Below are 12460 nucleotides of genomic sequence, written 5' to 3'. Positions count from 1 at the left end.
ACATGTCAATTGTTTGTTAGATCTGATTGAATTTTACCATCAAAAAGGTCTAAATTGTGAGCCTGATGTTCAAGTTTTTCTTGATGAAACAGACCTGGGTTTTCTCGCTTCAAATCTCAAGAATATCCTTCAATCTATGGAAAATGGTGCAGAACGAATTCGTACCGTTATTCTGGCTCTCCGAATTTTTACTCGCCTGGATGAATTGTGTATTAAGCAAATTAATATCCATGAAAATATTTATAATAAATATGCTTGTCCTGCTCCAGCACCGTCTAAATTCCAGAAATGATATAGCGGTAGTCATTATGGTTAGGACGGGGTGCAGGGGTTCCACCCCTGGCTGGAGGCGAAGCCTCCACTCTCTCTCTAGTTCCAAAGTCCTAAAGCACTCGCGTAGAGCTATAGTGGGATAATTCACGTGAAGAAGGAGTATGAGAAACTGCCGCTAATTCATGCCTATGTTGACCAGTTGGATCAGGTCTTTTTTAATCTTCTTTGTAATGCGATTAATGCGATCAACGAAAAGCTGAATAAAAATATCTACCAAAACCAAATTCCACAAATTTTTACTGCAACCCAACTGTTAAACAAGAATGTTGTAATCCGCATTAAAGACAATGGCATAGGCATCCCTGAAGCTTACAAAAATCGACATTTGAGCCTTGCTTCACCACCAAATTGGCAGGTCAGGGGGTGGGTTTAGGTCTGCCAACCAGTCAAAGAATCATCGAAGAAGTGCACAATGGTAGATCGACTTATCACTCATTGTCTAATGAATTAGCTTAATTTATAATTCAAATTCCATTTTCATCAAGTCCTTAACCGTTCTCCTGAGATTTTGGGACTCTCTGAAAGCCTGGTCCTAAGTTTTGCTGATCACCAAAACAAAACAATATTCCAGAGCTTTGGTTGGGGTGAAAGAAAAAGAGGGGTGAAAGCAAGCTAACAGTCTTTTATGCTGGAGGAGTTCAGGATAGATTGCACGCATGATTGATCCTCCGCATAATCACTCACTCCAACCTATGAATGAAGTCACAACTTCTACCCAAAGCTTTCCGCTAGAAAGCCCTGCGATCGCCTCCCCTCCCCCTTCACGACTAATCAAAATAGCTATTGTGGGCGATGTTCATAACCAGTGGGATGCAGATGATGAAATTGCCTTGAAGTATCTGGGAGTCGATTTGGTGTTGCTGGTCGGGGACTTTGGGAATGAGGCGATCGAGGTAGTGCAGCAAATTGCCGCGCTTTCCTTGCCTAAAGCAGTTGTGCTGGGTAACCACGACGCCTGGTACACCGCAACTCCCCTGGGGAGTCAAACAATGTCCCTACGATCGCCACGAAGAAGACCGGGTACAGCAACAGTTGGATCTGTTGGGAGATGCCCATGTAGGGTATGACAAACTTGACTTTTCTGACCTGGGTTTGACGGTGGTCGGGGGGCGACCCTTTAGTTGGGGTGGTTCAGACTGGAAAAATCCAGAATTCTATAGTTCACGCTTTGGCGTCAACAATTTCGAAGAATCTGCTGCTCGTATTGCAGAAGCTGCCAGTCGCGGAGTATTTGATACGGTCATCTTTCTAGGGCATTGCGGTCCTTTAGGGTTGGGCGATCAACCGGAGGACCCCTGTGGGCGAGATTGGCAACCGCTGGGTGGTGATCATGGAGACCCCGATCTGGCAGTGGCGATCGCCCAAACCCGTCGCCTGGGCAAGCGAGTTCCCCTGGTAGCCTTTGGGCATATGCACCACCAGCTTCGCCACACCAAACATCGGCTTCGCACTCCGATAGTTGCCAGCCCAAAGGAAACCGTTTACGTCAATGCGGCTAGCGTTCCCCGAATTGTGCGACAGGGGAATGAATGTCTGCGCAACTTCACTCTGGTCACCCTGAAGGATGGATGGGTTTCCCAAGTTTCTTTGGTCTGGGTCAATCAGAATTTTATCCTCCATTCTGAAGAAACCTTTTACAGCCAGCATGATGCCGTTCTTGCAAAAGGCCAGCATCGGGAAACGGTTGTTCGCTAGCCCCATCCCCTCCCTACACGACTGGAGATTCAGCAATGGGACATGATTTTCTGTAGAGGTATTTTGAGAATCTTCCTATAGGAAAACCGGGATAGTATAGCGGTAGTCATTGTGGTTAGGACGGGGTGCAGGGGTTCCACCCTATCCACCCCCGAAATTATCTTTAATTTAATTGCACCTAGCTGCTTAAGTCTCACTCCGATGGTTGATCCGCTTCAGATTTATGGACAGGCAGCAGCACGTTAAAGGTTGAGCCCTCACCCAGTTTGCTTCTGACTGAAATAGAACCGCCGCAACGAATGAGTAGTTGCTGCACAATCGTCAATCCCAGACCTGCACCACTGGCAGATTCTTCTGAAGCCTGGCGAACCCGATAAAACCGCTCAAAGATTTTGGGTACTTCAGTGGGGGCAATACCAATGCCAGTATCTCGAAACTCTAGCTGGATGTAGTCTCCTTGCTGTTTGGCACGAACCCACACCTGCCCCCCAGTGGGTGTGTATTTGATGCTGTTGTTGAGCAGGTTAATCACAATTTGCTTCAGCCAGTTGGTTATACAGGAAACAGGCGGAAGTTCTTCTGGTACAGTGTAGGCCAGCTTGACGCCTTTTTCTTCGGCGACTGGCTGGTACGTGCTGACCACCCCAGGCACAACATCTACCAGGCGGATCGGTTTCAGTGAGGACTGTTCCACAACCTGCTCTAGCTGAACCAGATCCAGCAAACTGGTGATGAGGGAACTCTGGCGATCGCACTCCTTCGCAATCAAATCTATGTAGCGCTGGCGTTGAGGCGGCTTAATGTTGGGTGAGTTTAACAGAGTCAGCGCTGTCTTGATTGTGGTCAGTGGTGTTCGCAACTCTTGCCCGACATTGTTGAGAAAGTCATCCTTAAAGCGAATTGCATTTATCAATTCGGCATTCTGAATTTGCAATGCTTCCGCCATTTCTGCCTGTTTACGGTAAGTAGTGCTGCGCTGCCAGAATTCTTCCTGTTGCTGGAGCTGCCGAGTTAGTAATTGCCCCAAAAGCTGAGGATTCAATCTAGATGCAGGCATTTCTGCCAGTAATTTCTGCCAATGGTGTACCAGATTGAAAGGTTCAGGAGCCGTTGGAGAAAGGGGCTCCATTGATGTCGGAATTTTTCCCTGACTTAGCGTAGTGATGTGTTCAACTCCCCGCAAAATCCGGCTGATTAAATCCGTATTCAGCGAAAGCATCGCCAACAAATTTTGCCGTCTATCCGTCCCTTCCTCTGCTCCTGGTCCTTTCTTCAGTGCTTCAGCACCTGGTTCTGGAAGATTCGCTGAACCCATTTTGGCAACCTGGGCAGAACGGGGACGGTGGGCAAGGATCATTCCTTGAAATTCGGCAGACCAGATAATCAAAAAGTACTCTCGTCGGAGTTGGCTTTCAGGCGCAAGCCGAATCGAAACAATTGCTCCCGGTGTGGTTTCCTTAAATGGGCTGGCGATTTCTGAATCAGTTGCTGATTCCGTTTCCAGGGAGGCTATCGTACTAACTATGCCACTATCATCTCCTTGATCTTCTCGATGGCTCTTAAATAGATAAATGGCTCTGGCAATCCCCGGCAGCAGGCTATAGCGTTCAAGCTCAGCCTGCCAGACAGGGCCTCGTGGTAGTTTTGCCCACACGATCGCTGGAATCTTTTGCTCCGTCAGCAAATCCATAAAGGAGCTAACCACTGATTTGAGTGTTGTCGGGCTAATTTGCAAAACAAGGGATGGTTGGTCGGAACTCAGGGCAATTTCATACAGGGAGGCATCAGGAACTGGAGTTGAATTCATGGATTGTCAGGAAGGGAGAGGCAGCGATTTGCAAAACTCGAAACGCATGACCAATGAAACCAGGTTACTTCCAAATTAGGCGATCGCTGAAAAAAGATAGGTTGATGGGTACCCGCCTATCTCCCAGTCAAACCAGAGTACCTGCCTATCTCCCAGCCAAACCAAATCGGTTACTCTAGCCACCGCAATTGCTTGAGAGCTGTAATAAGGCATTTTATGCCATCAACCTAGATGGGACACAACACCAGCAAATCACCCTAATGAGTCAGTTTACCAGGAGCCAGTTCCTCTGACCTGGTAGCGAAAAAGTAGTTTATAGGGCTCTTCTACCTCATACACAATCGGTTTATAAGTAGCATTACACCCCACACGGACTTCCTTACTCTAGAGATTTAGTTTGTCAAAACTGTGTCCGACCTGTTTCCCAAGGGGGACGGTAAGTGAGGGTCCTATGCCAGAGGTAGAGAAAAGCGAAAGGTGCTGCCTTTTCCAGGTTTGCTTTCAACATGGATAGTGCCGCCCTGAAGTTCCACAAGACGACGGGAGATGGATAATCCAATTCCAGTGCCACCGGAGTGGCGATCGCGCGATCGGTCAGACCGCCAGAACCGCTCAAACACATGGGGCAAGTCCTCAGGAGCAATACCATACCCGGTGTCCTGAACAGCAATCCATAACTTATCAGTCTCACTCCAGGCAGAGACGGTAATCGAGCCTTCGGGAGTGTAGCGGAAGGCATTTCCCAACAGATTAATTAACACTTGCTCAACCCGTTGCGGATCAGCCAGGGCGGATGGCAGGTCGGCAGGCAAATTAAGCTTGAGTACAGTTCCACCTTCCACTAGTTGATCGGAAAACCTTTCCACTAAGGATTTCAACAACGGACGCAAATCTAATGACTGAGTATGGATCGGCAGATATCCCGCTTCTGTCTGAGAGAGCTCCTGCAAATCATTCACCAGTTGTTGCAACCGGGCTGTTTCCCTGGCTAGCCGCTGGTAAATGTCAGTCGAGGGCGCGATCGTACCATCCGCCAACCCTTCCAAATACCCTTCAACAACGGTGAGGGGAGTGCGCAATTCGTGGGTCAGGTCGCTTACCAATTCCCGGCGACGTTGTTCCACGCCTTCTAAATTGGCTGCCATGTGATTGAAGCTTAGCGCCAGCCGATTTAGTTCTGGAATTTCACTGCTGGGCAGACGTTCTTCCAGGTGTCCCGCAGCAACCTTCTGAGTGACATTCTCAATTTGAACTAGGGGTTGCATAATCCGCTTGGATACCAGGTAGCTTAATCCACCTGCTGCCGTCCCGCCCACAGCAACAGACCAGAAAGCTCCCCGGCTCCAGGCATAGTCAAACCCTTCCACGAGCCGCTGGCGTACCAGAAGCAGGTTAAAGCCACTCCCTTCTAACTGCTCTAAATGAAGCACAAACAAACGGGGTGAGAACAGCTTATTAACAATTAGCAGAGTGCTCAGCCCCACCATCATGACGACCAGGTGAGAGAGAAAAAGGCGTGAGCGGAGTCCAAGTTTAGCCATGGTTGCTGAAAATCCTTAAGGATTTCGATTAAGTAAAACCGGAAGTTTAGTTTTCTAAAGGGGGGGACGAGCGATCGCCCGTACTGGACAATAGACCTGTTGGAAAATAACAAGAAAAATCACTGAAATGCTTGTAAAGATTGGGTTTCAGTGATTTTCTGTTGAAATCTCTAAAATGCCTGCTGGGCAAAGGTTTCAATGATTTTTGAGCTTATTACCCAACAACATTTAATACTAAAGTTATTTACAACTGTCGCCAGGTTGCTTAAGACATTGGCTTTAAGGGAGTGTCAGGGCTTCGCCCTCAGCCAGGGGTTCCACCCCTGCACTCCAACAAAGCTTTCGTTTCGCTGTACTAGGCGGTTGGGTCTTCAAACTTGTACCCAACACCGATGACAGTTTTGATGAAAGTGGGGTTAGCCGGGTCCGGTTCAATTTTTTTGCGTAGACGGGCAATATGGGTATCCACCACCCGCTCATCGCCGAAGAAGTTGCTACCCCAGAGCTTATCAATCAGTTGAGTGCGGTTCCAGACGCGACCGGGATAGCTCATAAACGTGGCCAGAAGATCAAACTCCAGGGTGGTCAGATCAAGCGGTTCTAGCTGGTCAGTGTCAGAACTCCGTTGGGCGAGGCGCTGGTCAAGGTCGATCTGAAAGTGTTGGGTTCGAAAAACCTGGCTTTGCCCACCCTGGCGTAGACTGCGCCGCAAAAGTGCCCGGACTCGCGCAACCAGTTCTTTGGGGCTGAAGGGCTTGACCATGTAGTCATCAGCTCCAGGGGACAACCCAATGATGCGATCGAGTTCCTCTCCTTTTGCAGTCAGCATCAAGATGTAAGGGTCCTTAGCCCCTCGTTTCTGCCGAATTCGAGCGCAAACTTCCAGGCCATCTAAGCCGGGGATCATCAGATCCAGAATGATGAGGTCGGATTTCTGCTCATGAAAGACTTGAAGGGCAGTCAGGCCATCTCGACAAACACGACAGGAAAAGCCCTCTTTTTCCAGGTAAAGCTGGATAAGATGAGCAATTTCAGGCTCGTCTTCAACAATCAGGATTTCCATGGGGAAGGGAGGAGGGACCAGGGGTTGGGTTGTTGCTTGCTTTGTTAGTTCTTCTAGATTTAGCCTTCATTAATTGTGCCGTCTTCTGCGATCGCGAGTAGGATATGGGCGACAGTTTAGCTTGATTGTCCAATGGAAGTAGTTACGTGCTCCAAGACTTTAAATCAGCAGGAAGGTTTGCAGCGGTTGGCGCATCAGTTGCAGGATTTTTTGCTGGCGTTGCCACAGGCCATTCCGTTTCAAGTGCAGTGTGTAGTGAAGCGGGGACATTTGATGGTTTTAAGCCAGCACCCACCGGATGAAAAGCCTGACCTCCACTCGGTGTTTGAAGCGCTGGAGCAGGCAATTCAGGTGTTGTTGCCGGGATTTGCTGAGGAGATTTTTAGCCCTACGACGAATCTACAAAACTCGCAGGGGAAATTATATCTCAGAGCCTTAGGACAAAAGCATCCCTATGCGTACCATTGCTTCAAACTGGGGACAGTAAAGCGAGATGGGACAGAAACGCTTTTTCAGGAACCTGTGGAGGAAACAGGCGAAGAGCCAAAGCAGTTGGAAAAAAGCCTAGATCGGGAAGGCAAGGATTTTGACCTGGAACAGTTACTGGTGCTGGAGCCGGAGCCTGAACCTGAGGAGGACTTGCTAGCCCAGGCAGAGCCAGCACTGGAAGAGGAAGAGCCGGAAGTAGAGGAAACTGCGGAGCGATCGCCCTGGCTTCTATGGGTGGCAACTGGCGTTGGGGTAAGCGTGGTTTCTTTTATGGCTGGAATTGTGATTGTTTCTCGCCCCTGCATTATTGGACGGTGTGAGCCGTTCCAGGCGGCAGAGGCAGTCAGCCAGGAGGCGAATAAGCTGATTCAGCAAGCAAAGTCTGAGCAGGATTTGAGGCAGGCACAGCAGAAATTAAATGAGGCCAGCCAGATTTTGAGCAAGATTCCCCTCTGGTCAACCCGTCATAGAGAAGCTCAGACATTGCTGCGCCATGACCAGTTACAACTCAGCCAGCTAGACCGGGTATTGGCAGCGGAACGGGTGGCTAATGAAGCTACTCAGAAAGGTCAGATGATGCCGAAACCCCTGGTGGATTTGCAGGGAATTCAGGTGCTCTGGAAGTCGGCGATCGCTCAGTTAGAATCGATTCCTCAAGGCACCCCACTCCACCCATTTGCTCAGCAACGACTGGCAACTTACCGGGACAATTTGTCAATCATTAACCAGTATATGGCTACCGAGCGGCAGGCTCAGAAAAAGCTGGCAGCGGCTAAATCGACGGCAAATGTCGCCCAGGCAAGGCAGGGAGTAGCCCAGTCAATTGAAAACTGGCAGCAGGTGCAGGTGACCTGGCAGGTTGCTGTCAATGCCCTCAAACAAATTCCCAACACGACGACGAGCTTTACTGAAGCGCAGGAATTGTTAGGGGACTACGGGGTGCAGTTGGCGATCGCCCGCGATCGTGCAACACGCGAACAGCGGGCTCAAAAAGCCTACCAGCAGGCCATCAACCTGGCCCAAAAAGCAGAAGGGTTCCAGCAGCGAAACCAGTGGACGCTGGCCGTTACCTACTGGCGCAGTGCCCTTAGACAAATTGAGCAAGTCCCTGAAAATACAGCTTCCTACGATCCAGCCCAGCGGCTAGTTTCCCCCTATAGCAATGCCCTATACCAGGCAGAACTCCAGCTCCAGGCTGCCGTTGCTCAACAGAAACTGCGTACCGACTTGAATCTGCTCTGTTCCGGTTCTCCCAAAACCTGCACCTATTTCATTCTGAGCAATGTCATTCGCGTCCAATTTACAGCTGGGTATGAAAAAGCCCTGAAGCAAGCATTTGCAGCAGGGCAATCAGGTCAGCACAGCATTTTAGGGGGTGCCGTCAACCATTTAGAATCACTGCAATCTGCACTTCAGGGAATTTGCAACAATGCAGGCATGCCGATCGAAGTTTATAACTCCAGTGGTACCGAAATGGTCGGTTCTTTCAATCCAAATTAGTGATTGGACAGAGGTCAGCCTAACAGAGGTTATTGACGCCCCCTTGAAGAAGATTCACTAGTTTCATTACTGAATGCCTGCTTTTGAACTCAACATTTCTTTGCCAATGATGACGCACTCCGGAGACGTCAGTGGTGTAACCGTTAATTTTTCTGACAAAATCGTTTCGCTCTGGTAGCCAGTTGCACCTGGTATAGCGGTAGTCATTGTGGTTAGGATGGGGTGCAGGGGGGGAACCCCTGGCTGGGGGCGAAGCCCCCACTCCCTCTCTAATTCCAATTCCTAACGCACCCACGTAGAGCTATTGAACTGGGTCTTGCAAACAAATCAGGACGCGATCGCCTGAGCGCCTCTCAAACTGAATTCGAGTAACAGCTCCTCAATGAGCGGTTCCCTTTGCTGCCAACTAAATTATCTGTCCGTCTAGTAATTCAATTCGCTCATCCGGTTGCAAAATGCCAGATTCTGCCATCTGGTGATAATCCCGTACCGACAGGCGACGACGAACCGCAACAGAGGTTTCCATAGACAGCGATTTGTTTGTTTCACTTAACGTTGTAACGCACCTCAAATTACTTTTTGCAAGGATTCGAGCATTTTAGCCAGTCTCTAGGTAGTCTAAATTATCAATTACTTATTTGGGTGATCAACCACCTATCCGAGTAAGTTGAGATCAACCAATGATTGATATAGATATATATCTGCTTTATGGGTGGTTTACCGTTTGTATCAGTAATAATCTGAAACCAAATTTCATAAAGTCTCTGGAAACGGCGATCGCGGAGTTGAAGCATTTGTTTATCCTGCTCGACACCGGGCTGAAACGGTCAATCCAGAACTTTCAAACGTTTGATTAGATATCACTGAGTTCCATCGTCGCTACCCATCTAGATGAGGGGGTCAAAACCTATGACCTGTGCACAACATTCAAAATACCTGACAGCCCTTTCTCTCTTGCTCCTGGTTTCGCCTTTAGGTTTCTCCCCAACCATCGCTGAAGCTGCACCTGCCACACCAACTATCTCAACGCCCCGAAAATTAAGTCTCAGCTTTAAAGCGCCCAAGCGGGGTGCGCCAGCCTCAACCGCAGGCGGAGCTACCCGTGGCACCTGTATGTCCGGCACCCAAATGCCTGCTCCCCTAATGCCTAAAGAGCGGCTGGGACTGACCTTCTCAGAGCGGCCCAGTTTCTTTGTGTATATTCCTCAATCCCAAACACAAACCGCAGAGTTTCTGTTGCTCAGCGAAGATGATACTGAAATCGTTTATCAAACCACATTTACACTGCCAGTCACCGCAGGAGTGATTCGCTTTGATTTGCCTGCCAATGCGCCACCGCTCCGGACGGGCAAAACCTATCACTGGTTTATTACCCTCAACTGCGACATCACCAAGGGACCCAGTGGCAACCCCAGTGTTGAAGGTTGGGTAGAACGGGTTGAAGTGAATCAAACACTGGCGCGGACGCTGGCCAAAACTCCCGTCAGTAGTCGACCTGCGGTTTATGCGGAAGCGGGTATCTGGCATGAAACCTTAACGAGCCTGGCAGATTTGCGGCGTAAAGCACCAAATAATTCCAGGCTGACGGCTGATTGGCGGGATCTGTTGAAATCCGTTGGTCTGGATGCGATCGCAACCGAACCCCTGATCGACTGTTGTAATTCAAACGCTCAAGTGCAATAGCCTGTGAGGGTGGGGGTATCCTTCACTCTGCACTGAATTGCTCCCTTGCACCATTGCTGTAGAGTAACAGGCTGTGAGCAAAATCTGGGAAACGCTGAAACAAAAGGCATGGCAGTGGCGGGGGGGGTGGATCACCGTTCCGGTTGTTACCGGGGCAGTAATTGGCATCCGCTATCTGGGGCTCCTGCAACCGCTGGAATTTCCCCTGCTGGATCAGTATTTTTTGTTGCGTCCACAGGAGCCAGTTGATTCCCGCATTGTGGTTGTGGAAATCACTGAGGCAGACGTGCAAAAAGTGGGGACGTGGCCCCTGTCCGATGCCAGACTAGCCGATCTGTTGCAGAAGATCAGTCAACAGCAACCGTTTGCGATCGGGCTTGATCTGTACCGCGATCTCCCGATTGAGCCGGGGCATGCCGTCCTTAACCGGGTATTCAAAACCACACCTAACCTGATTGGGGTGCAAAAGGTGATTGCCAGCGCAGATAGCTCCGCCGTTGCCCCCCCAAAGGTGTTGAAAGATCTGGATCAGGTAGGCTCAAACGATCTTCCCCTGGATGCGGACGGTAAGATCCGCCGGATGCCAATTTCCCTCCTGGATCGGAAAACCGGAGAAGATGTTTTTAGCTTTGGGTTTATCCTGGCGGCGACCTATTTGCAAAGCAAAGGGATTGAGGTTGGGGTCAACTCAGACAACCTGGTTCAGGCGGGTTCCGTCGTATTTCCAGCGTTTGGTCCTAATGATGGTGGCTACGTGCGGGCAGATGCAGGTGGGTACCAGATGATTTTGAACTACCGGGGAGAGGCTCAGCATTTTCAGAGCGTGACGATGACAGAGGTACTGGAGAACCGGATTCCTCCTGGGCTGATGAGCGATCGCATCGTCATCATCGGCGCGACAGCCGAAAGTTTGAAGGATTTGTTTTATGTTCCCTATAGCAGCAGTCTGACCACACCCACCCGGATGGCAGGGGTCTATATTCATGCCAACTTCGTTAGTCAGGTACTCAGTGCTGTCTTAAACGGACGTCCACCCACGCTGAAAATCTGGAGTGAACCACTGGAGTGGCTCTGGATCCTGGGCTGGGCCACTGCTGGAGCTGTGCTGACGTGGACCCAGCGCTACAGTCGGCGTCCAATCTTGCGCGTGTTCAGCATTGTTGTAGCGGCAGCCTGCCTGGCGGCTGGCAGCTATTTCGTCTTTATCAATGGATGGTGGATTCCTGTGGTGCCTCCGCTAATGGCACTGGCCGGATCTTCCATCGCTGTGACCAGCTATGTTGCCTTTTCGGCTGCCGACATGCGCCGCACCTTTGGCCGCTACCTCACGGATGAAGTGGTTGCCAGTCTGCTGGAAAGTCCCTCCGGCCTGAAACTGGGAGGCGAGCGGCGTAAAGTCACCATCCTGTTGTCAGACCTGCGGGGATTTTCGGCCATTTCTGAACGACTCCCACCGGAACAAGTGGTGAAAATTCTCAATGTCTACCTGGGGGCAATGTCGGACATCATTACCCAGTACCAGGGCACGATCAATGAATTTATGGGAGATGGCATTTTTGTTATGTTTGGTGCCCCCGTTTATCGCAAGGATGACTCGCAGCGGGCGATCGCCTGTGCCGTTGCAATGCAAGCGGCGATGGACAGCGTCAACGAGCAGAACCAGAAGCAGGGTTTACCCAAAATTGAGATGGGAATTGGCATCAACACAGGTGAAATGGTAGTGGGCAACATTGGTTCCCAACGACGGGCTAAGTATACCGTGGTTGGAAATCATGTTAATCTCGCTGCCCGAATTGAATCTTATACCGTGGGTCGGCAGATCCTGATCTCTGAGGAAACATATAGGGATGCCGGACCGGCGATCGTCAAAATCAGCGGCCAAATTCAGGTAGAGCCCAAGGGGATTAGGAATCCTATCACACTTTATGAAGTGTTTGGTATTGGCGGAAAACATAATATTTTTCTACCTCAGGAGGCTGAGGAATTTGTCTCCCTGCCAACACCAATTCCTGTCCGCTATACCGTTCTGGAAGGCAAGCATCTGGTTGGCACAGTGTTTGATAGCTGCCTCGTGCGACTGTCAGAAAATGGAGCGGAGCTCTGGTCAGACCATTTTCTAACCCCGCTCAGCAACCTGAAAATCACCCTACTTGTAGCCACGGATAAGCCTACAGAGCTGGATGACCTCTATGCCAAAGTACTGGATAAACCTGCCGAGAGCGAAGGCTGCTTCTTGTTAAGGTTCACGAGCAAGTCCCCAGAGATCAGCGATATGTTGGATAGCCTGCGACGGGATGCGATCGCAGGAAGAGGGGATGGGGGGAGAGGAGGGGGATAGGGGGGATGAGT

The 12460-nt window shown here is 50.0% G+C and carries 12 protein-coding genes; 8 read left to right on the top strand and 4 right to left on the bottom strand.

Translation table 11 applies throughout. From position 1 onward, the window contains the following. The first annotated feature begins 13 nt into the window (after nucleotides 1-13). The 4 genes from P4D80_RS04915 to P4D80_RS04900 all read left to right on the top strand — a co-directional run bounded on the left by P4D80_RS04915 (nucleotide 14) and on the right by P4D80_RS04900 (nucleotide 2028). A complete protein-coding gene (locus P4D80_RS04915; protein WP_421657782.1) occupies nucleotides 14-292 on the top strand; it encodes a hypothetical protein in 279 nt (92 codons plus the stop codon). A 129-nt stretch (nucleotides 293-421) separates the two neighbouring features. Then, nucleotides 422-706 carry an ATP-binding protein gene (locus P4D80_RS04910; RefSeq protein WP_421657781.1) on the top strand — a complete coding sequence of 95 codons (285 nt, stop codon included), beginning with the start codon at nucleotides 422-424 and terminating at the stop codon, nucleotides 704-706. A 283-nt stretch (nucleotides 707-989) separates the two neighbouring features. Then, nucleotides 990-1400: a metallophosphoesterase family protein gene (locus P4D80_RS04905; protein WP_421657780.1), complete on the top strand. Its 411-nt coding sequence runs from the start codon at nucleotides 990-992 to the stop codon at nucleotides 1398-1400. After that, on the top strand, nucleotides 1366-2028 hold the full coding sequence (locus P4D80_RS04900) for a TIGR04168 family protein (RefSeq protein ID WP_421659487.1): 663 nt from the start codon (nucleotides 1366-1368) through the stop codon (nucleotides 2026-2028). Before P4D80_RS04905 ends, P4D80_RS04900 begins: the two co-directional genes overlap by 35 nt. Before the next feature lie 193 nt (nucleotides 2029-2221). Here P4D80_RS04900 and P4D80_RS04895 read toward each other — a convergent pair whose 3' ends face one another. The 3 genes from P4D80_RS04895 to P4D80_RS04885 form a co-directional block, all read right to left on the bottom strand. Continuing rightward, nucleotides 2222-3835, bottom strand: coding sequence for a DICT sensory domain-containing protein (locus P4D80_RS04895; RefSeq protein WP_421657779.1), 1614 nt, complete (start codon nucleotides 3833-3835; stop codon nucleotides 2222-2224). 449 nt (nucleotides 3836-4284) lie between these two features. Next, nucleotides 4285-5376, bottom strand: coding sequence for a sensor histidine kinase (locus tag P4D80_RS04890; RefSeq protein ID WP_421657777.1), 1092 nt, complete (start codon nucleotides 5374-5376; stop codon nucleotides 4285-4287). Between the two features lie 355 nt (nucleotides 5377-5731). Then, the gene (locus P4D80_RS04885) at nucleotides 5732-6439 is read right to left on the bottom strand and encodes a response regulator (protein WP_421657776.1); all 708 of its coding nucleotides are present in this window, start codon (nucleotides 6437-6439) and stop codon (nucleotides 5732-5734) included. 132 nt (nucleotides 6440-6571) lie between these two features. On the opposite strand from P4D80_RS04885, the gene P4D80_RS04880 reads away from it, so the two are divergent. Next, entirely contained in the window at nucleotides 6572-8428 is a 1857-nt protein-coding gene (locus P4D80_RS04880; RefSeq protein WP_421657774.1) for a hypothetical protein, read from the top strand. Between the two features lie 66 nt (nucleotides 8429-8494). Here the strand turns inward: P4D80_RS04880 and P4D80_RS04875 are convergent, their stop codons facing one another. Further along, the gene (locus P4D80_RS04875) at nucleotides 8495-8635 is read right to left on the bottom strand and encodes a hypothetical protein (protein WP_421657773.1); all 141 of its coding nucleotides are present in this window, start codon (nucleotides 8633-8635) and stop codon (nucleotides 8495-8497) included. Nucleotides 8636-9108: 473 nt separating this feature from the next. Here P4D80_RS04875 and P4D80_RS04870 point away from each other — a divergent pair, with 473 nt between their 5' ends. From P4D80_RS04870 to P4D80_RS04860, 3 genes are all read left to right on the top strand, one after another. Next, the gene (locus P4D80_RS04870; RefSeq protein WP_421657772.1) at nucleotides 9109-9285 is read left to right on the top strand and encodes a hypothetical protein; all 177 of its coding nucleotides are present in this window, start codon (nucleotides 9109-9111) and stop codon (nucleotides 9283-9285) included. A 52-nt stretch (nucleotides 9286-9337) separates the two neighbouring features. Then, entirely contained in the window at nucleotides 9338-10111 is a 774-nt protein-coding gene (locus P4D80_RS04865) for a DUF928 domain-containing protein (protein WP_421657771.1), read from the top strand. 73 nt (nucleotides 10112-10184) lie between these two features. Then, complete coding sequence (locus P4D80_RS04860; protein WP_421657770.1) at nucleotides 10185-12449, top strand: CHASE2 domain-containing protein; 2265 nt, start codon at nucleotides 10185-10187, stop codon at nucleotides 12447-12449. Nucleotides 12450-12460 lie beyond the last annotated feature (11 nt).

The organism is Leptothermofonsia sp. ETS-13 (assembly GCF_049200465.1).
Classification (GTDB): domain Bacteria; phylum Cyanobacteriota; class Cyanobacteriia; order Leptolyngbyales; family Leptolyngbyaceae; genus Leptothermofonsia.
Note: the sequence above shows the minus strand (reverse complement) of the source record. Positions and strands in the feature narration are given on the sequence as shown.

Bases quoted from the DNA above. Each gene is read 5' to 3' on its own strand.
- P4D80_RS04880 (WP_421657774.1), top strand. From the start codon at position 6,572: ATGGAAGTAGTTACGTGCTCCAAGACTTTAAATCAGCAGGAAGGTTTG.
- P4D80_RS04875 (WP_421657773.1), bottom strand. From the start codon at position 8,635: ATGACTACCGCTATACCAGGTGCAACTGGCTACCAGAGCGAAACGATT.
- P4D80_RS04865 (WP_421657771.1), top strand. From the start codon at position 9,338: ATGACCTGTGCACAACATTCAAAATACCTGACAGCCCTTTCTCTCTTG.
- P4D80_RS04885 (WP_421657776.1), bottom strand. From the start codon at position 6,439: ATGGAAATCCTGATTGTTGAAGACGAGCCTGAAATTGCTCATCTTATC.
- P4D80_RS04905 (WP_421657780.1), top strand. From the start codon at position 990: ATGATTGATCCTCCGCATAATCACTCACTCCAACCTATGAATGAAGTC.
- P4D80_RS04870 (WP_421657772.1), top strand. From the start codon at position 9,109: ATGATTGATATAGATATATATCTGCTTTATGGGTGGTTTACCGTTTGT.
- P4D80_RS04895 (WP_421657779.1), bottom strand. From the start codon at position 3,835: ATGAATTCAACTCCAGTTCCTGATGCCTCCCTGTATGAAATTGCCCTG.
- P4D80_RS04890 (WP_421657777.1), bottom strand. From the start codon at position 5,376: ATGGCTAAACTTGGACTCCGCTCACGCCTTTTTCTCTCTCACCTGGTC.